The sequence below is a fragment of the Marinobacter gelidimuriae genome (genome assembly GCF_000372805.1).
GTDB lineage: Bacteria > Pseudomonadota > Gammaproteobacteria > Pseudomonadales > Oleiphilaceae > Marinobacter > Marinobacter gelidimuriae.
In genome coordinates, this window is record NZ_KB889910.1 from 1 (window position 1) to 20035 (window position 20035).

The 20035-nt window shown below is 52.2% G+C and carries 19 protein-coding genes, 2 pseudogenes and 1 riboswitch; of the genes and pseudogenes, 11 read left to right on the plus strand and 10 right to left on the minus strand.

The window, feature by feature from the left end; translation table 11 throughout:
* Positions 1–63 precede the first annotated feature (63 nt).
* From A3OI_RS0114200 to A3OI_RS0114235, 8 genes are all read right to left on the minus strand, one after another.
* On the minus strand, positions 64–927 hold the full coding sequence (locus A3OI_RS0114200) for a branched-chain amino acid ABC transporter permease (RefSeq protein ID WP_018404918.1): 864 nt from the start codon (positions 925–927) through the stop codon (positions 64–66).
* Positions 928–1005: 78 nt separating this feature from the next.
* Positions 1006–2229: an ABC transporter substrate-binding protein gene (locus tag A3OI_RS0114205; RefSeq protein ID WP_018404919.1), complete on the minus strand. Its 1224-nt coding sequence runs from the start codon at positions 2227–2229 to the stop codon at positions 1006–1008.
* Positions 2230–2320: 91 nt separating this feature from the next.
* Complete coding sequence (locus tag A3OI_RS0114210) at positions 2321–3934, minus strand: AMP-binding protein (RefSeq protein WP_018404920.1); 1614 nt, start codon at positions 3932–3934, stop codon at positions 2321–2323.
* A 3-nt stretch (positions 3935–3937) separates the two neighbouring features.
* Positions 3938–4303, minus strand: a complete 366-nt coding sequence (locus tag A3OI_RS0114215; RefSeq protein WP_018404921.1) for a DUF6285 domain-containing protein — start codon at positions 4301–4303, stop codon at positions 3938–3940.
* The gene (locus A3OI_RS0114220) at positions 4300–5325 is read right to left on the minus strand and encodes a phosphotransferase family protein (protein WP_018404922.1); all 1026 of its coding nucleotides are present in this window, start codon (positions 5323–5325) and stop codon (positions 4300–4302) included. Before A3OI_RS0114220 ends, A3OI_RS0114215 begins: the two co-directional genes overlap by 4 nt.
* A 4-nt stretch (positions 5326–5329) precedes the next feature.
* Entirely contained in the window at positions 5330–6529 is a 1200-nt protein-coding gene (locus A3OI_RS0114225) for an acyl-CoA dehydrogenase family protein (protein WP_018404923.1), read from the minus strand.
* A 13-nt stretch (positions 6530–6542) separates the two neighbouring features.
* Entirely contained in the window at positions 6543–7343 is an 801-nt protein-coding gene (locus A3OI_RS0114230) for an SDR family NAD(P)-dependent oxidoreductase (RefSeq protein WP_018404924.1), read from the minus strand.
* 165 nt (positions 7344–7508) lie between these two features.
* Positions 7509–8300, minus strand: a complete 792-nt coding sequence (locus tag A3OI_RS0114235) for a GntR family transcriptional regulator (RefSeq protein WP_018404925.1) — start codon at positions 8298–8300, stop codon at positions 7509–7511.
* A 200-nt stretch (positions 8301–8500) separates the two neighbouring features.
* Here A3OI_RS0114235 and A3OI_RS22835 point away from each other — a divergent pair.
* The 5 genes and pseudogenes from A3OI_RS22835 to A3OI_RS23985 all read left to right on the plus strand — a co-directional run.
* Positions 8501–8674, plus strand: a pseudogene (locus A3OI_RS22835) (L-lactate permease); the annotation flags it as partial.
* 102 nt (positions 8675–8776) lie between these two features.
* Positions 8777–9931 (plus strand): FMN-dependent L-lactate dehydrogenase LldD, encoded by a 1155-nt coding sequence (gene lldD / locus A3OI_RS0114245; RefSeq protein ID WP_018404927.1) that lies wholly within the window; start codon positions 8777–8779, stop codon positions 9929–9931.
* A 158-nt stretch (positions 9932–10089) separates the two neighbouring features.
* Positions 10090–10517: pseudogene (locus A3OI_RS0114255) on the plus strand ((Fe-S)-binding protein); the annotation flags it as partial.
* A gap of 170 nt (positions 10518–10687) precedes the next feature.
* Positions 10688–10849 carry a hypothetical protein gene (locus A3OI_RS23980; protein WP_018404929.1) on the plus strand — a complete coding sequence of 54 codons (162 nt, stop codon included), beginning with the start codon at positions 10688–10690 and terminating at the stop codon, positions 10847–10849.
* The gene (locus tag A3OI_RS23985; RefSeq protein WP_018404930.1) at positions 10850–11176 is read left to right on the plus strand and encodes a hypothetical protein; all 327 of its coding nucleotides are present in this window, start codon (positions 10850–10852) and stop codon (positions 11174–11176) included. It begins immediately after the preceding gene.
* A gap of 3 nt (positions 11177–11179) precedes the next feature.
* Here A3OI_RS23985 and A3OI_RS0114265 read toward each other — a convergent pair whose 3' ends face one another.
* Positions 11180–11923 carry a DUF3047 domain-containing protein gene (locus tag A3OI_RS0114265; protein ID WP_026224224.1) on the minus strand — a complete coding sequence of 248 codons (744 nt, stop codon included), beginning with the start codon at positions 11921–11923 and terminating at the stop codon, positions 11180–11182.
* Between the two features lie 53 nt (positions 11924–11976).
* A riboswitch (cobalamin riboswitch) is annotated at positions 11977–12184 on the plus strand.
* 161 nt (positions 12185–12345) lie between these two features.
* On the opposite strand from A3OI_RS0114265, the gene A3OI_RS0114270 reads away from it, so the two are divergent.
* On the plus strand, positions 12346–15135 hold the full coding sequence (locus A3OI_RS0114270) for a ribonucleoside-diphosphate reductase subunit alpha (RefSeq protein ID WP_018404933.1): 2790 nt from the start codon (positions 12346–12348) through the stop codon (positions 15133–15135).
* Between the two features lie 62 nt (positions 15136–15197).
* The gene (locus tag A3OI_RS0114275) at positions 15198–16256 is read left to right on the plus strand and encodes a ribonucleotide-diphosphate reductase subunit beta (RefSeq protein ID WP_018404934.1); all 1059 of its coding nucleotides are present in this window, start codon (positions 15198–15200) and stop codon (positions 16254–16256) included.
* A 105-nt stretch (positions 16257–16361) separates the two neighbouring features.
* Here the strand turns inward: A3OI_RS0114275 and A3OI_RS0114280 are convergent, their stop codons facing one another.
* On the minus strand, positions 16362–17321 hold the full coding sequence (locus A3OI_RS0114280; RefSeq protein ID WP_018404935.1) for an integron integrase: 960 nt from the start codon (positions 17319–17321) through the stop codon (positions 16362–16364).
* Positions 17322–17548: 227 nt separating this feature from the next.
* Between A3OI_RS0114280 and A3OI_RS0114285 the strand changes: the two genes are divergently transcribed.
* The 4 genes from A3OI_RS0114285 to A3OI_RS0114300 all read left to right on the plus strand — a co-directional run.
* Entirely contained in the window at positions 17549–18097 is a 549-nt protein-coding gene (locus A3OI_RS0114285) for a hypothetical protein (RefSeq protein ID WP_018404936.1), read from the plus strand.
* A 164-nt stretch (positions 18098–18261) separates the two neighbouring features.
* Complete coding sequence (locus A3OI_RS0114290; RefSeq protein ID WP_018404937.1) at positions 18262–18588, plus strand: hypothetical protein; 327 nt, start codon at positions 18262–18264, stop codon at positions 18586–18588.
* A gap of 49 nt (positions 18589–18637) precedes the next feature.
* Positions 18638–19336 (plus strand): hypothetical protein, encoded by a 699-nt coding sequence (locus tag A3OI_RS0114295; RefSeq protein WP_018404938.1) that lies wholly within the window; start codon positions 18638–18640, stop codon positions 19334–19336.
* Between the two features lie 122 nt (positions 19337–19458).
* Positions 19459–20035 (plus strand): hypothetical protein (locus A3OI_RS0114300; RefSeq protein WP_018404298.1); only part of this gene is annotated, 577 nt, incomplete at its 3' end.

Sequence of the window (20035 nt, forward strand, 5' to 3'; positions counted from 1 at the left end):
GAAATTCCGGGATCGAAGTCGGGAAGCCGCGCTGGTCCATCGGCATAAATTAGCATCGATTTCTCACTTTGGCAACGAACCGGATAGGCATGGTTTGAACAACAGAACCAGCGCCATTCCCAAAAATGGTAAAAGCATGTTTACCTCAGGAAAATAACGACCACCAAAGCCATGGATCAGCCCGAGAATAATGGCCCCGAGCAAGGCGCCTGGAAAGCTTCCAAGCCCACCGATGACCACCACAATGAAGGATTCGATAATAATCTTGTCACCCATGCCAGGATCCAGTGCACGCATCGGTGCTGCAATCACACCGCCGACAGCCGCAAGCCAGGCGCCAAAGGCAAACACCCCCGTCACTACTAGCCGGGTATTGATACACAAGACCTCTGCCATATCGCGATCCAGCGCGGCAGCGCGCATGATTCGACCGATCCGGGTCCGGTTAAACAGGAACCAGAGGCCAGCCAGTAGCACCAAACCCATAACAATCACAAACAGGCTGTATGTCGGTATGGAGCTGCCGATAATATCGATCGACCCGGCCAACAGCTGAGGTGGTTGAACGACCTGAATTCCACTGCCCCAGATCAGTCGCACACTCTCGTTAATGATTAACAGAAGCGCGAAAGTGAGTAACAAGCTGTCTCCTATATCCCTGGAATAAATATACCGTAATAAAAACCGGTCAATGAGGACCGCCAATATAGCCACGCCAAGCGGAGCCAAGAGCAACGCTGCCCAGAACGGCATTCCTACTATGTTGATCAGGGTAAATGCCAGGTATGCCCCCAGCATGTAGAGCGCTCCGTGAGCAAAGTTGATGATGTTCAGAACACCAAACACGATATTCAGTCCCACTGCGATAATGAACAGCAGAAGCCCGATATCAAGACTATTCAGCAACGCCGATCCGATGCCAGACATGGATTACCTCGTTTCGTTAGGGCCGGTGCCGTGACGCACCCAATGGGCGCCACGGCAATCGTTCAGGCAATCTCTAATTCAGAGATTGCAACCGGTCTCTTCGATAGAGCGAGCCACATCTTCGCCGTCAAAGATCTGCAGATCAGTCAGTGTGCGGATACCGTACTTGGAATTCATTGGGCCTGAAATACCCCAGTTCGGACTGACCATTGCCTGGTTATCGCCTTTGCGGAACGTAATCGTGCCGTTCGGAGCTTCCATGCTCATCCCACTAAGTGCCTTTGCAACTGCAGAGGCATCAGTAGTGCCCGCTGCTTCCATTGCCTTTTTATAGGCATAAATAGCGGCATAGGCACCTTCAGCGTTATAGCTGGGCGGAACGCCGTAGGCATCGACATACGCCTTAACAAAGAGGGCATTGACGTCGTTGTCATAAGCGTCGTACCAGTACCGGGTAGAAAGGTGCACGCCTTCCGGCATCTCGTCGCCAAGAGCCGATAACACTTCGGTCGCCGCACCGACGGTAAACAGCAGTTCGTAATCTTTTTCAAAGAATCCGCGATTGTTGGCCTGGCGAATGAAGTTAACCAGATCACCACCCCAAACAGAGATAAGAACACCGTCGGCATCCGAGTCCATCACCCGATCAATGAAGGGCGTAAAATCTTCAGCTCCAAAACGCGGGAAATTGGTCTCCGACATCAGGTTGACATCAGGTTTGAGCTCTTTCAGGTAGTTTCCGAAAAACTCCCAGGATTGGTGACCGAAAGCATAGTCCGGGCCGATAGTCGTCCAGTTAGTGGCATCAAGTTTTTCAGCCACCAGAGCAGCGGCTTTCATGTTCTGGGCAACGTTTACACTTATACGGTAGGTAAACGCATTACACAGCTTTCCGGTAACGTCGGGGGTGGCTGCGTGGGTAATAATGAATGGTTTCTGCAACTCAGGCATTGTCGGCACCATGCCTTGGGCGACACCGGAACTATCAAGCCCTACCAAGGCGTTAACACCTTCCGAGTACACTAATTTGCGGGCTGCTTGTATGGCCACCGACGCTTTACCCTGGCTATCTTCATAGACCATCTCGACTTGACGGTCCAGAATTCCGCCAGAGGCGTTGATTTCATCGACCGCGAGGTTAATGCCCTTCTGGGCAAACTCACCATAGGTCGCAGCGCTGCCAGAGAGAATGTAGATTCCCCCTATGCGAATTGGCTCCTCCGCGTAACTGGTGCTTGCGGCACCCATCGCAGCGGCTGCGGTCATCGCAACCAGGATTTTTTTTACACGTGTTTTTATCATTGTAATGTTCCTTCCTTATTGTCTTTATTTTTAATGGCTAAAAAACGTTCTAGTTGCTATCGCAACCTCCTTCTGACCGCGGTCAGACCTATTACGGGACCAGAGAATCCCGGAGAATGTTTTTGCGGACCTTCCCTGTAGCGGTTTTCGGCAACTCACCAAACACGACCTTCCTGGGCGCCTTGAAATGCGGCATGTGCTCTCTACAAAACGCTATAATGTTTTCGGATGTTATCTCTTCACTATCGTCAATCAGACTGACAAAAGCACAGGGTACCTCCCCCCACTTTTCATCGGCTATTGCCACGACAGCAGCCTCGGAAACCTGCGGGTGCCGGTAAAGCACCTCCTCCACTTCAAGGCTGGAGATGTTCTCTCCGCCAGATATAATGACATCCTTGGCCCGGTCCCGGATCTCGACGTAGTGGTCAGGGTGCATGACAGCCAGGTCGCCCGTGTGAAACCATCCATTACTAAAAGCATTGGCTGTGGCTTCCGGATTTTTCAGATAGCCCTTCATCACGGTGTTTCCCCGAATACAGATCTCACCCATGGTTTTGCCATCAGCGGGCACGGATACGCCACTAACAACGTCGAGAACCGCGACCTCATCCAGCCCGTGTGTGGAAACACCTTGACGGGACATTCTCAATGCTCGTTGTTCCAGCGGAAGGGCCTGCCACTCGGGCTGAGGCACGCACAATGCGGATGGACCAAACGTCTCGGTCAAACCGTAGAGGTGAGTAATCTGAAAACCGATCTCTTCCGCTTTTCGAATCACACTGCTGGGGGGCGCGGCTCCACCCAAAGCGAACTGGGTCGAACGGGACAGCTTCAGCTCCTGCCGCCCGAGCTCCTGCAGTAACATATTCATTACCACCGGAGCCCCACACATATGAGTCACTCCGTAAGTCTCGATATGGCGATAAATGTTCATCGGGTCCACCTCCCGGAGACAAACGTGGGTTCCACCCACTGCCGTTATCGCCCAGGTGTAGGCCCAACCATTGCAATGGAACATCGGAAGAGTCCACAAGTAGACCGTCTCAGGCGTCATTTGAAACACCATGGAGTTGGTCATCGCGGCCAGAAAAGCACCACGATGGTGGTAAATCACGCCTTTCGGATTACCCGTCGTACCCGATGTATAGTTCAGAGCAATAGCATCCCACTCGTCATTGGGGCGCTGCCAACTGGCCTCCGCATTCCCCTCTAACAGAAAGTTTTCATAATCCTGTTGTGCAAGCCCATCACTCACGCCCGCTTTACTCTCGATAGAAATCAGCAGTGGCGGCACTTCCAGCTCCGAGACCGCTGCACGCACCAGATCCTCCCAATCTGTGTCATAGAACAGCACACGCGCCTCGCCATGCCCTAAAATAAAGGAGAGCGTTGCGGCATCCAGGCGAATATTGATTGTGTTGATGACGGCACCCGCCATCGGCACGGAGTAGTGGGACTCAAGCATCTCGTGGCTGTTCGGGCTTAATATGGCAATCGTGTCTCCGGGGTTAACGCCTTTGCGTCTCAGCGCATCACTCATCTGGCAGCAGCGTCGGTATAGCTCACGATAGGAAAGAACCAGGTCGATATCGATTACGGCCTGTTTATCCGGATACACGGTTGCTGAGCGCTGTAGCAACGTAAGTGGGGTCAGTGCTGAAAAATTAGCGCGTGTTCTATCGAATTTTTCGGACCTATTCATGTGTCATCGCTTCAGGTAGCTCGGATTATTTATTCCCAAACGAGCCTCCGTTAACGTTTGTAGAACGTCACGCAGGGCCGGTTCTCTACCCTCTAGCCGACGCTTACGAATCGCCTCGGCGAGAGATGTTTCGCCTTCAACATTAGGATTCGGTTGAGATCGAGCCTCTAAAAATGTGCTAACAGCCTGGTCTGCCTCCTCCACCTTGGCCTGCTCATTTTGCCCAAGCTCGCGTATTGCCATACTCATGACGTTAGCAATCATTAACGCTTCGTATTTTCGCGCGCCGGTGAGTTCTGGTGTCAGTGAGTTCAGCAGCACCTGGCGAGCTTCCATCAATAGGTCATGGTTGTCCGGTCGATTAATCACTGGTTGTCCTCCAGTTCCTGAATCTGAGTCAACAAATCACACTCCATCTGCGCAACCATCCGACCGGTCAGCGCCAACTCTAACGAGCGCTGTTCGCCTGAGATGTGCCGGCGCGCCTGTTGAAGCGCGATCATGGCCCAGCGCACGAGAGCCATCACTTCCCAATAACTAACAGCGGCCGGATCAATCCCAGTGCCACCCGCTTCGCGGTAACCGTCCAGAAAATCCTGCTTCTCACCGACCCCACCCGCTTCCCGCTCGTTCGCACCAAACCGCCAGCTGCGGCTGCAAAACCAACCGAGATCCTCCGCCGGATCACTCCACGCCGCGAACTCCCAATCCAGGATAGCGGTCAGCTTTTCACCAGCCATCATATAGTTTCCGGTTCGAAAGTCGCAGTGACACAACACCGTTGGGCCCGGTTCGGGGGTGTTGTCTTCCAACCAATTCAGTGCCCATTCCAGAACGGGATGGGGTTCCGCAATTTCCCGGAGGTGCCGTCGGTAAATCGCTACACGGCTCAGCGCTGCATCGCCTTGATCAGGCAATGTCAGAAAGTCCAGTGAACGCATGGGTGGTCGCACTGTATGTAATTTTGCAAGCTCTGCACCCAGCCGCCGCACAATAATACAGCGCTGCTCACCCGTTAAATCTGACTTAACCAATTGGCGTGGTGATGCGCTCCCGCCCGCCCGGGTCATGACGTAAAACAGCTGCCCGCTGACATCAAGATCTTCGCAAAGCCAAAGAGGTTCCGGGACGGTAACTCCCGCTTTAAACGCGGCTTCCAGCACCCGAAATTCCTCGGGCCTCGACAGGCTTTCCGAAACGCCTGACGGGGCATCCTGGCGCACCACAAATTCCTGAAGGCCTGAATGCCCGCCACCTTCGATGTCCAGGCTCAATCCGAAGTTGTCCTGAATGGCACCCCCGGAGAGCTTTTCAAACTCGATCACCTTGGCGCTTCGAGCACCAGATTGGTGAACAACAAACTGGCTAAAAACCTCCGCAAGCTCAGGCATAGGTTTACACTCCCCAGTGCCAGAAATCAGCGCGCTCAGCTAACAATGTTTTTGAGAACACCATCTTGTGAATTTCGGATGCGCCATCAACCAGACGCGCTTGGCGCGCATAACGATAAATCCATTCCAGCGGTGTGTCTTTGGAGTAGCCCCTCGCACCACACAATTGAATGGCGGTATCTACAGCCTTGTGTAGGGTATCGGCGACCGCTACTTTGGCCATAGAGACTTCTTTTCTGGCAAAGTCACCTTGGTCCAGCTTCCACGCAGCGTGCATGGTGAGTAGCCGACCGACTTGGATATCCATAGCAGCCTCGCCCAAAAGCCATTGCACACCTTCGCGCTGACCCAGTGTCTGACCGAAGGATTCACGCGTATTGACATATTCGGTGGCGATTTCGAGGGAACGCCGAGCCAAACCAAGCCAACGCATACAGTGCGTAAGGCGCGCAGTGCCCAGTCGAATCTGGGTAACCTTCAGGCCATCGCCGACTTCCATCAGACGGTTCTCATCTGGAATTTCCAAGCCATCGAACCGGATTTCGCAGTGCCCACCATGTTCTTCCGGGCCCATAATAGGAATGCGCCGAACAATCTCCCACCCGGGATCATCCTTATGGAACATGAAGGCGGTTAAACCCTTTCTGGTATCGTCTGAGGTTCGAGCAATCAGAATAAAATGAGAGGCTGCGGCAGCGCCGGTAATATAGTGTTTGTGCCCGTGGATAACCCATTTTCCACCCACACGCTTCGCGCTTGTCTGCATCATGCCGGGGTCTGAGCCGCAGCCGGGAGGTGGCTCCGTCATCGCAAATGCGGATCGCACCGTTCCCTCCACAATGGGCTTTAGCCAACGCTCCTTTTGCGCCTCAGTAGCCACCTTCGCCAATACCATCATGTTGCCATCATCGGGTGCCGCAGAATTGAACACCACTGGGCCAAAAATCGAGCGGTTCATTTCTTCATAACAAGCAGCCATGCCCGAGATATCAAGCCCTTTTCCACCAAGGTGCTCAGGAATTTGTAGGCACCATAGACCTTCCTGCTTTGCCTTGGTGCGCATGATTTCCAGATGCTCAAGCGCAATGTTTTCATGTTCATCGTAGGCGTCTGGATTACTTTCCAGCGGCAACAGATTCTGTTCCACAAAGTCTCTTATTCGCACTCGATAAGACTCGTTCTTAGCGTTGAGATTGAAATCCACAGGAAGAACCTCTTTATAGTGAAGATTGCAGATGACCGCCATCCACCACGAGGGTGCTGCCGGTCATGTAGTTTGAGAGTTCCGATGCCAGAAGTAACAATGGGCCACACAGATCGCCTGGCTGCCCAAGGCGCCGCTGCGGAATGCGGTGAATCATCTTCTGGCCCGGTTCGGTGGCAAAGAAGTCTCTATTCAGGTCCGTTTCTATATAACCAGGTGCTAACGCGTTGACCCGAATACCATAGCGAGCCCACTCCAGGGCCAGAACGCGAGTCAACTGCTCAACCCCTGCTTTAGCGACAGCATAAGGTGCAACACTACCCGCCGCACGATGCCCGAGAATGGAGGAAATCATTATGATGCTTCCGGGCCGGCCCTCGCCGGACAAGCGGCGGGCCGCCTCGGTAGCAACCAACCAGCAGCCTTTAAGGTTCGTGTCGATAACGCTATCCCAGTCGTCACCTGTGCAGTTCAGCGCTTTTTTGCTGATGGCCACACCCGCATTAGCCACGACCACATCAGGAATGCCAACTTTGGCAGCCATAACATCGAAGGCCTGTGTAACGCTGAGTTCATCACTCACATCCATTGGAACACTATGAATTCGATCGGAATGATCGGGAAATTCTGATTTGAGGCGTTTAAGAGCTTTACCACGTCGACCGCTAACGATGACGGTAGCGCCGGTATCAAGCAAACAGCGGGTGAAGCTTTGTCCCAACCCGCCTGCAGCGCCCGTGATAAGCGCGATCTTGCCATCAGTACGCAAAGGCCAGTGCGTATTATCAGGATGTTTTTTATTAGAATTATTCATTTTTAAACCCTCTGCTCAAAAATATAAACCGAGCGCTCGATTTATTCAAGAAAGTAAGCGAAAAATTTTTTGGGCCAGAGTGGTTCAATGAGCGCTGGGATATTGCCTATCGTGACGTCCCGAAACGGTTGAAAAACTTAGGGTCTGCCGTGTTTCGGGTGGCAACTAGTGTTTGTCGAAGTTTTCCAGAAACCGATAACGCTCCGCGCGCGCCGTGCGCATTTCCGCTTCGCGATTGTTTGCCAACACTTCCTGCACGTAGCTGATGTGTTCGCCTGCGCTGCGCCGGGCGTCGTCTGGCCGTGCTTCCATAATGGCCTGAAACAGCTCGCTGTGCTGGGTCACCAGGCGCTCGCGAGTTTCGCCGCGCAGTTCGTACATGCCGCCAATGTTTGTCACCACGTTGCGTTTGAGTAGGTCAAACAGGCCGCGCATGGTGTGCAGTAACACCATGTTGTGGCTGGCCTCGGCAATAGCCATGTGAAAGCGCGCGTCGGTAACGCCTTCTTTGGAACGAGCCTCTTGGGTGTGGGGGCTATCGCTGTAACAGGCCTGAAGTTCTTCAAAGGCTGCCTGCAAGTGTTGGCGGTCTATTTCGGTGGCGCGCAAGGCGGCGTAGTAGGCACAATCTGCTTCCAGGGTGCGGCGGAACTCCAGCAAATCCTGATGGGCTTCCGGGTGGCTTTCCAGCAGCGCCAGTAATGGGTCGCTAAAACTAGACCCCAGCTTGTCGTTGACGTAATTTCCACCGCCTTGACGGCTGATCAGCAGTCCTTTGGCCACCAGCTTCTGCACCGCTTCTCGCAGTGACGGCCGTGACACCCCAAACTGCTCGGCCAGAGCCCGCTCTGCGGGCAGCCGTTCGCCGGGCTTCAGGGCGCCTTCCAGAATCATGCTTTCCAGCCGATCCATAATCGTGTCAGATAGCCGGCGTTGGCGAATCTGTGGCAATTCCATCTTTGACACCTTTGGTAAGACCAATTCCCAAATCTAGCAAGGTTTTGCCGTCTCCATCAATACCCCCGTACGACTACGTATACTAAGGTCTATTAAATTTCGTTTGACAGTGCACCTGATGTTTTTTTAACCTATCAGCGCTGGATTGTAAAGTGGTATGACCAATTTTAAGAGGCCCAGCTAATAACAAGTACAGGAACTCTTTTATGATGTTCAGCCAGTTCCAGTTTGGTGTTGCCACCAACCTTGGTGTGTCGACCGCGTTAATGGTGTCGATTCAGGCGATTGGTGCAGCTGCCGGTAAGATGACCGGCATAATTGCTTTGATTGCGGCCTATGTGCTGGACTTTACAGACCCGTTAATGGCTCTTTAACTAGCTGATGGCGATTAGTCAGCTGAAGGCTCAAGGACATTGCATTGAAGGCGCCCCGTGCTTGCGGGGCGCACATCCTGCAACCTGAACAGGACATGCCTGATGATCATTTCTGCGTCTACCGATTACCGCGCTGCGGCCAAACGTCGGCTTCCACCTTTCCTGTTTCATTACATCGACGGCGGCTCATACAACGAGCACACGCTTAAACGCAACGTTGAAGACCTGTCAGACATTGCCCTGCGCCAGCGGGTACTGAATGACATGACCCAGCTGGACCTGACTACCGAGCTGTTTGACGAAACCCTGTCAATGCCGGTAGCTCTGTCGCCGGTAGGTTTGACCGGCATGTTCGCCCGTCGCGGTGAAGTGCAGGCTGCCCGCGCCGCTGCCAATCGGGGCGTGCCGTTTACCATGTCGACCGTGTCGGTGTGCCCGATTGAAGAAGTGGCCCCCGCCATCAGCCGGCCTATGTGGTTTCAGCTGTATGTGTTGAAAGACCGCGGCTTTATGCGCAACGCGCTAGAGCGGGCCAAAGCCGCCGGTGTAACCACCCTGGTGTTCACTGTAGACATGCCAGTGCCTGGCGCCCGCTACCGCGATGCCCACTCCGGCATGAGTGGCCCCTACGCGGCGCCACGTCGCATATTACAAGCGATAACCCATCCGCGCTGGGCGCTGGATGTAGGCGTGCTGGGCAAGCCCCATGACCTGGGCAACATCTCCGCTTACCGCGGCAGCGCCACCGGCTTGGGAGACTATATTGGTTGGCTCGGCGATAATTTTGACCCGTCCATCTGCTGGAAAGACCTGGAGTGGATACGCGAGTTCTGGGATGGCCCAATGGTCATCAAAGGCATATTAGACCCGGACGACGCCCGTGATGCCCGCAGCTTTGGCGCCGATGGCATTATTGTATCGAACCACGGTGGCCGCCAGCTCGACGGAGTGCCTTCTACTTGCCGCGCATTGCCTGCCATTGCGGACGCAGTGAAAGGCGATATGAAAATTCTGGTGGATTCAGGCATCCGTACCGGTCTGGATGTGTTGCGCATGTTGGCCCTGGGCGCCGACTGCACAATGATCGGGCGCGCCTACATTTACGCACTGGCAGCGGATGGCGAAGCGGGCGTTACTAACCTGCTGAAACTGATTGAAAGCGAAATGCGCGTAGCCATGGTGTTAACCGGGGCGCGAACCATCGCTGACATCAGCCCTGAATTGCTGGTTCGTGAATCAAAGAAGGCTGCTCAATAACGACGTATCAGCAGCCACAGACGAGTGCTCCTGGAGATACTATGAGTTTGCCCGCCGATTTTGTCAGTGCCGTAAACCAGCTGATCCCGGCACAGCGCCGTTTTGACGATCCGCTGTCAACGTTGGCCTTCGGCACCGACGCCAGCTTCTACCGCTTGATTCCCAAGCTGGTGGCAGTGGAGTTTGGCGGTTCCCTGAAAGCCGAACACGGCACAGGCCGTAATATGGCGCCGTTTGTGGAACTGGAGTGGGGGCCGATGCCTACCAACTGATGTGGAAAATAAAGCGCCTGCTGGACCCACAGGGAATATTGAATCCAGACGTGGTTCTGTCTGAAGACCCCGGCATCCATCTGAAGAATCTTAAGCCCTTGCCGGCGGCCAATGATATTATCGACAAGTGCATTGAATGTGGTTTCTGCGAGCCGGTGTGTCCGTCTAACGGCCTGAGCCTGAGCCCACGTCAGCGCATTGTAATCTGGCGTGACATTCAGGCCAAAAAGCGCGCGGGTGTAGATACCCGCGCGCTGGAAGAAGCCTATCAATATCAGGGAATAGACACCTGCGCCGCCACGGGTCTTTGCACCCTGCGGCTGCTGCAACAACAGGATCACGGCCTGGATATTTACGACCCGGTACGTTTTATTCGCAGCCATCTGTTCGATCGGCTCGAGTTTATCCCACAGAGCGAACCCGTGGCGGTACACGTTACCTGTAGCACCCAGCGTCTGGGGGAGGGGCTCTCAGTGGCGCGCCTTTGCTGGTTTACGAAACCCTGGAAAGCTGGGTAAGCCCCGTCACTCTGGAGTTGCACGCCTGGCACCTGAACACAACGGAAACACTGAAAACGTTTGACCAGATTAAACACAAGCGTGTGATTGTCATCAGCGGCTATAACTATGGCGGGCTGATGTCGTGAATGGAGAAACAGAGGGATATCGCCCTGACCGAAGCGCCAGACCATCGCGCCGCAATTGATATGCTTAAGCGCAATCGTGGTGACTATTTGCTGGATTATCAACAGCCTGTGCAGGAATTGCTGTCGGCGCCGGGCGACGAAAATCTTCATTCCACCAAGCTGTCATCACGGGAAGGCGTATGGGTGTTTGCCCTCAGTCGTCCGCAGGCTGAAATATGGCGCGAACAATTTGATGACGCTTACATCCGCCTCGCTGAAAAAGGCGAGGTGCCACCGCTGCGGCGCTTGGGGCCAGGCTATAAAATTATCGGCTTTCCGAATTTATAAGCGTTATGGCGCCTTCATGAGTTGTATATCGCCATACCAGGCGCTTGCTTGTTCGCCTGTGTTGTCGGAATCCGACATGATGGCAATGCCGATAATGGCTGGCGGTTCTTCCCCAAAGGCCTTGCGGTAGTCCGCCGTAATATCCCGCTCAAGGCTCACCCAATCACCGGTTTTTTCCGCGCCGCTGCTCACCGCCAACATTCGGGTTTTATCGGTGTAAGGGTTATTCACCCATTCGCCGATAGGCAGCCGATTCGCCCAAATGTAGTTAATGGCATTGCCCGGTAGTGTTTTCCCGAACACCACCTCCACCGCTTTGCGCTTTGCGCGCTCAAAAAAACCGGCGTTGTCGGGCTGAAACTCAAAAGCCACGTAAATGCGTGCCGGGTAGTCATCACCGCTTTTGCTGCGGGCATCGCCCTTGGCAAACACATTCGACACCTTCCAGCGCCAACGCAGAATCAACGAATCCTGAGGCTGCACGTTTAACCGTGCAATCAGTCCAGACGCGCCACCGGCAGTGTCGGCTTTGACCACCTGAACGCCGTCTTCAACCAACAGTTGATAGCGGGAATGCTGATCTATGTTGGGAAACTCCAGAGGCTCCCAGCCGTCGGTGATGCTTGTCATCTCAGAGAAACGGGGCAGGTGGGGCGCTGTCTCTTCTGATTGAGAAAGTGCGACTGAGCTGAATATGAATAGCGCCAGTATCGAGAATGCCGAGAGTATGGAGAGTATCTTGTTCATGGGGTTATTCCCGTATATAGTGTTCAGGTCCTTGGTCAAATACCAGATGTAGTGAGCTTCGATAATTTTTTGACGGCTTACATCACTATAGCTGGTAACGGGAATCCGGCGAGACTCCGGAACTGACGCGCAGCGGTATTGGGGAACAAGTGTGGCACAAAGACACTGGCAGTCGCCGGGAAGTCGCCACACAAGGCCGAACGAACAGACACACCGTTCACGCCCCTAAGTCCGAAGACCTGCCAAGAACGCATCACTGCACCTTCGCGACACAGGTGAGCAGCAACAGTTTCAGTAACAGCACGTTGGCCGCTATGGCCTGTTGTGCGTTATTGCCCGATGGCAGCTTCAGGTGTTGTCACGGTTGTGACTGCCTGCGTACGCGAAGACAACGAATAAACGCGTATTCAGGATAACCCGCTATGTCTGCCATATCGAACGATCTGCCCAACAAACTACAGGCCGCCCCATCCGCGACAGGCACCGCCACCGCGGCATCGCTGCAAGTGATTAAGCGCAACGGTAACCTGGTTAATTTTACCCCCTCAAAAATCGGCGTTGCCGTCACCAAAGCGTTTCTGGCGGTGGAAGGCGATCAGGCGGCAGGCTCTGCCCGCATAAATGACGCCGTTCACCGCGTAACCGACCAGGTGGTGCAGGCCATCAGCCGCCGCCTGAAAGCGGGCGGCAAAGTTCACATTGAAGACATTCAAGACCAGGTAGAACTGGCCCTGATGCGCGCCGAGGAACAGAAAGTGGCGCGGGCCTACGTTCTGTACCGTGAAGAACACGCCCGCGAACGTGCACTGCACGAACCGGTAGAAGCTCACCCAACCCTGACCGTAAAGCAGGCCGACGGTCGCACCGTACCCTTGGACCTGGGCCTGATGAAACAGCAGGTCGACAACGCAGCCTTCGGGCTGGACGGCATTGACGCCGAATCCCTGGTGGAAGAATCCATACGCAACCTGTACAACGGCATCGACGAAGCTGAGGTTCTGTCGGCTTTGGTCATGACTGCCCGTGGCCGTATAGAGCGCGAGCCGGACTACAGCGCCGTAACCGCCCGCCTACTGCTGGAACAGTTGCGGCTAGAAAGCGTCACCGCGCTGAAACTCGACATTTCTTTAAGCTTTGCTGAAGTCTACCCGCAAGCCCTGAGCACCTTCATCAACGCCGGCATTCGTTACGAATTGCTGGACGAAGCCATGGCCGCTTTCGACATGGAACGCCTGGGCGCTGCATTGAAACCCGAGCGTGACCTACAGTTTGGCTTTCTGGGCTTGCAGACCCTGTACGACCGGTACTTCCTGCATTGGAAAGAAGACCGCCTGGAATTGCCGCAGGTCTTTTTCATGCGCGTGGCCATGGGCCTGTCCTTGCGTGAAGACGATCCCAACAACCGCGCCATCGAGTTCTATGACCTGCTGTCGTCCTTCGACTATATGTCGTCTACCCCCACATTGTTCAACAGCGGCACCCGCCATTCCCAGCTGTCGTCCTGCTACCTAACCACCGTGGGCGACGACCTGGAAGCCATCTACGGGTCGATTCGTGATAACGCCATGTTGTCAAAATGGGCCGGCGGTTTGGGTAACGACTGGACGCCGGTGCGGGCCATGGGTGCACGCATCAAAGGCACCAACGGCCAAAGCCAGGGCGTAGTGCCTTTCCTGAAAGTGGTGAACGACACCGCCGTTGCCGTGAACCAGGGCGGCAAGCGCAAAGGCGCGGTGTGTGCTTATCTGGAAAGCTGGCACCTGGACATCGAAGAGTTTCTGGAACTGCGTAAAAACACTGGTGACGAACGCCGCCGTACCCACGACATGAACACCGCCAACTGGGTGCCAGATTTGCTGATTGAGCGCATGCGTCAAGATCGCGACTGGACCCTGTTCAGCCCCAACGACGTGCCCGATTTGCACGATTTATACGGCAACGCCTTCCGCGAGCGCTACCAGCATTACGAAACCTTGGCGGCAGAAGGCAAAATCGAACTGTTCAAAACCATCCCCGCCAAGCAGTTGTGGCGCAAAATGCTGACCGTGCTGTTTGAAACAGGCCACCCGTGGATAACCTTCAAAGACCCCTGCAACCTGCGCTCGCCGCAGCAGCACAAAGGCGTGGTACACAGCTCTAACCTGTGCACAGAAATCACCCTGAACACCAGCGCCGACGAAATCGCCGTGTGCAACCTGGGTTCGGTGAACCTGGCCGCCCACATCAGCAACGGCGAGCTGGATGTAAAGCGCCTGGAGCGCACCGTCGACACCGCCGTGCGGATGCTTGATAACGTTATAGACATCAACTTTTACGCCGTACCCCAAGCGCGTAACTCCAACTTGAAACACCGCCCGGTAGGCCTGGGTTTGATGGGCTTTCAAGACGCGCTCTACGCTTTGCGCTTGTCATACACCAGCCCGCAAGCGGTCGAATTTGCCGATGTGGCCATGGAGCAGCTGAGCTACTTCGCCATTCGCGCCTCCGCCCGGCTGGCGGCCGAACGCGGCGCTTATGAAAGCTACGAAGGTTCCCTCTGGAGCCAGAACATACTGCCCATTGATTCCATCGAACGGCTAAAAGCCGCCCGCCTTGAAGGCGACCTGAGCGTAAACACCGACAGCCGCCTGGACTGGGCGCCAGTGCGTGACCTGATTGCCAAGCACGGCATGCGCAACAGCAACGTGATGGCCATTGCGCCCACCGCCACCATTTCCAACATCGTGGGCGTGTCGCAATCCATCGAGCCGGCGTACCAGAACCTGTTTGTCAAATCGAACCTGTCCGGCGAATTCACCGTGGTGAACCCCTCGTTGGTGCGTGACCTAAAGGCCGAAGGCCTGTGGGACAACGTGATGGTGAACGACCTGAAATACTACGACGGCAGCGTGCAGCAAATCGAGCGCATACCCACCGAACTGAAATCCCGCTACGCCACCGCGTTTGAAATAGACGCCCGCTGGCTGGTAGAAGCCGCATCACGCCGCCAAAAGTGGCTGGATCAAGGTCAAAGCCTGAACCTGTACATGGCACAACCCAGCGGTAAAAAACTGGACGAACTCTATCAGCTGGCCTGGGAACGCGGCCTGAAAACCACCTATTACCTGCGATCCTTGGGCGCCACCGGCGCCAACGAACAAGCCGCGACGGTCGCTGCGCCGCAGCCCCAGGTTTGCAGCATTGACGAACCAGACTGCGAAGCGTGCCAGTAAGCCCAGCGCCCGAACTCCGGGGACAGACTTCAAGTCTGTCCCCGTATTCAAAGGAAAAAACCATGTTGAACTGGGACGAAGACAAAAAACCCGAAAGTAAAATTGCTCTAGACAGCAGCATTGCCCCGGTAAACGCTGCCGACAAGCGCGTCATCAACGGCGAAACCGACATAAACCAGCTAGCCCCATTCAAGTACCCCTGGGCTTGGGAATACTTCATGAACGCCAACAAAAACCACTGGACGCCGCTAGACGTGAACATGTCGCAAGACGTTCACGATTACCACCACCGCCTGAACCCGGCGGAAAAGCACGTATTCGAAAACGTACTGGCCTACCTGACCACTTCCGACATCATCGCCATGCGCAACATCGGCCTGGCCGTGATGGAAAAAATGACCGCGCCCGAGCTGCAGATTTACCAGGCGCGCCAGGTTTACGAAGAAGCCGTGCACACCTGGACCTACCAGCACTGCATTGAAACCCTCAACCTGGACCAGGGCGAAATCTACAACCGCTACCGCGTCGTGCCGCAAATCAACGGCAAAATCCAGATGGCCAACCGCCGCCTGGACGCCGCCATGCGCCCCGGCATGAACCTGCGCAACAAGGACGACCTGCAAGAATTCATCATGTCGTATTTGTTCTTTGCCGCCGTGTTTGAAGGCTGCTGGTTCTACAACGGCTTCAGCCCCATCTTCGCCCTGCAACGCCGCGGCCTGATGCGCGGCACCGGTGAACAGTTCCAGTACATCCTGCGCGACGAAGCCATGCACTTCTCCTTCGGCCTGAAAGTGGTTAACCAGATCCTGGAAGAAGAAAACATCAGCTTCGACCCCAAAGCCGTGCGCGACATGTGGGACGAATCCGAAGCCGCCGAAAGCGACTACGCCAACTACATCCTGCGCGACCCCATACTGGGCTACTCAGCGGAATACCACACCGAACAGTTCCGCTTCGTAGCCAACCGCCGCGCCCGCACCGTGGGCTTGCCCGAACCCTTCCCAGGGGCCAAAAACGTATCACCCTGGCTAGAAGAACAAGCCACCATGCGCAAAGAGAAGAACTTCTTTGAAACGCGAGTGATTGAATACCAGACTGGCGCCCAGTTGGAGTGGTAAGGCGTACCAAGGGGACAGATTGCCGTACCAAGGGGACAGATTTCAAATCTGTCCCCTATTGATTAAACAGGCTAAGCCGCGAAGACCCAGAGGATGACTGACCATTCAACCCAAAGGGCTACGAACGCCTGCAAAACCCTGTCCAAGAACATGCGTGTAAATCTGGGTGGTACGTAAGTCAGCATGGCCAAGTAAATCCTGAACCGTGCGGATATCGTTACCGCGCTTTAAAAGCTCGGTGGCGAAGGAGTGCCTGAAAGTGTGGCAGCCTGCGGGTTTGCCAATACAAGCTTGTTTTACGGCATTACGCACAGATCTTTGCACAGACGTAATATGGCGGTGATGGCGCGCGACATTACCCAGATTGTCAGAACTCAGAGAAGGCGAAGAAAACAGCCACTGCCATTCCAGCGAGTGCCCAGCGTTCGGGTATTTGCGTGAGAGTGCGTGAGGCAAACTAACAGGGTGTTGAAACTGGGGGTCTTTCTGTTTCCAGGCCTTACAGATGTTATCAGCGTGACTTTTCAGTTCAGCAATAAGTGTTCCCGGCAACAGCGTTGTACGGTCTTTAGCACCTTTACCATCACGCACTGTTATAACCTGTTGATTAAAATCTAAATCCTTAATACGAAGCCTGCAGGCTTCGGTGACACGAAGGCCCGACCCGTACATCAGCGAAGCGATTATGTGATCGGGATGGCGGAGCTTTCCGATAATGCACATTGCCTCTTCATGAGTGAGTACTACCGGTAACTTCCGTGGTTTCTTTGAGCGGATAACCTCGCCGATTTCCCCGAGGGGCTTATCAAGCACTTTGGCGTATAAAAACACCAGGGCATTCAGTGCTTGCGACTGAGTCGCGGCTGCCACGTTCCGATGAACAGCCAGCCAGGTCAGAAACTCATTAACGTCTCGTGGGCCCATATCCCGGGGATGCTTCATCTGGTGGAAACGGATGAAATAGCGAATCCAGTACCAGTAGGTTTTCTCTGTACGGATGCTGTAGTGATTCACACGAATGACGGCATGAACCCGATCGCGCAATCGAAGTGGCTTTCCATCCATGGGCTTACTCCTGTAGTAACTGTATATTTATACAGTATTATTATGAGAGCGGATCATAGAAGTCAAATTATTACGTGGAAGAATCGAAAATTTTCGACTAAGCTGTTGTTTTATAGTTCTATAGGCAAGCGTTTGTGGAAGCCCGAACGTGTAATCATGAAGCGGTCAGATTTCCGCATTCGCGGAGGGGCCTATCAAGTTACTGTTACATGTCTTTGGAGAGTTAAGTGCAGAACCCAGGTGAGGAAGTTGCGGGGGAGTATCTTAAAATAATCCTTGGCTGTGACTTTGTGGAATACAATTTATATACGCCCGATGTGCAGGGTGAAATTGATGTTGTCGGCATAAATGCTAAAGAAAAAATAGTGTATATCTGCGAGGTTGCAACACACTTGGTAACAGGCCTGCAGTATGTGAAAAATAAACGACCAGATAATGTTAATCGATTTACTAAAAAATTCAGAAAAAACATTGAATACGCCAATAAGTATTTTCCTGAATATGAAAAACATTTTATGCTTTGGGCACCAATAGTGAAAACTTCTGGCCCCAATGCCAAAAATAATCAGATGAAGGACATCACCGAAATTCAAGGTATTCTTAAGTCTGAGTATGGAGTGCATATTGAGCCAGTAATAAACCTAGAATATGCCAAGTGTCTAAGTAAGCTTCGTGCGTATGCAGCTAAAGAAACTAAAGAGCTAAAATCGCCTATAATGAGGCTCATGCAAATTGAAGAGAAACTTACAAAGCATGTATCGCGGCTCAACATGTAACAAGCGCAGTCAATCTGACAGTCTAAAACTGTCACCTTTTGTGCAAACAAACGCACAAAAACCGCCAATTTTAGCCTGCAGTTGCTGTGGGCGTTATGCACCAAGATGACACAAATTGTCGTATTTGTAGTGTAACCTGAGAAAAATGGCCAAAAGGAAGCGATATGTCGAACTTTGATCAGAATTTTGAAAGTACTCGCTTAGGGATGCTTGCTCAACAGTACCCAGAGATTGTGAAGATAAAAGGTAAAATCATTTTCAACGCTGAAGAAGATGAAGACCGCCTAAGCGGTACATCTTGGAGGCTTGAGGAAGATAAATTCAATCAGATCACTGATTCAGATTTTAAGCTTCGTATTATTGAGCTTCTTGATAACTTCATTCAATATCGAGGTCAGCACAACGAGCTCCCTAAAAAAGAAGGGATTATCCGCTTTTGTGATGGACTTCTTGATATTGAGTGGTTGCCTGATGGATCAATAAAACTATAAGTGCGATTTTGGTTGCCGAAATAAAATAACTGATTAGGTAGGTGATGGTTTGGATAATATTGAGAGTTATTGTGATACTAGTTTTGACGATCAATTGCTTGATTTCGAAAATATTAATAGATTGCCTTGGGTTGGAATAAACTACAAAGACAAAAATCCAAAAACTTTAGTTCTTGGCGAAAGTGTTTATGACTGGAACCCAAAGGATCCATCTAGCATTGATAGAATATACGATTCTTACAATCTAAGAAAGCTCCATAAAGCACATGCTTTTGATTTCAAAAGGAACTCGAAATTTGTAAGAAATATAGAGAGGGCGATATATTCAAAAAGGAGGCCAACCAATGAGGAGAAATCAGATTTTTGGAATTCTGTAGTTTACCACAACCTTGTCAGTCGAGTGCTGAAAACGAAAAAACACAGGCCGTCGTATGATGATTATTATTCTGGCTGGAAGGTTTTCGACAAACTAACTTCAGTTTTTTATGTAGATCAAGTGATTGTCTATGGTTTGGAGAATTTAAAAATAAAGGCGTTTAAGAGTTATTTCAAGGATATTGGAATTGCTCCTGTGCAGGTAAGTAATCTAAGCAAAGTCGGTCGATCCAAGCCTAAGAAGTTTATTGTTGAGAAGGGTGGAAAAAGCATAAGCATTCTTTTTATCCGTCATCCAAGTGCCTACTTTAGTTGGAAAAAGTGGTCGACCGTCATTCATGCGGAAATAGCCGTTCCAGGCCAAATTGCATAACCAGTGCAGGCACGGCGACGCCCTTTCCATTGCGCCTTCGGCTCCATTCCAAGGTCGCGCGTGCTGCAGGCGTTATGTGCAATGGCTAGCACTGAATATCTAAATAACATGGAGTATTTAAATTGAAATTAAAACTTGTGACCTTAACTTTATTACCATTTTTGCTTACTGGTTGTATTCAAGAATCAAAAGAGATATCAATTGAAAAAGTAGGAAATCAAACTTACTTAATTAACCAAAAATCAAAAGAGGCTTTTATTGTCTCTAATGAGCGTTTGATTCAGTTAAAAAAGTCTAATCCTACAGCATTAAAAATTGGTGAGGTTCTTAATCGTAAAGGACAAATATCAAAGTCTAGAATAGAAGTTGACGCTTCAATTAAATTTTTTGAATCCAAAGCTTTATACATGGTTACCGTAAAGCCTGTTAGTAAGGATGTTACAGACGAAAAAGGAATTATTACCGTAGATAAAAGTAATTTTGAATGGTATAAAAAAGCTATTGAAAATTACGATTCTCAAGACTATATAATGTTAGTAATAACTGATAGTGATGGGTTTAAATTGCACGAACAAAAAATTAGAATTTCTCATGGTTATGTCAGTATGGTTGGAAATGGCGAAGATGCTGCATCTTATGTTTATGAAGGGGCAATAAACATAAATGCAGAAAACTCTAAATATGCCAGTGTAATAGATT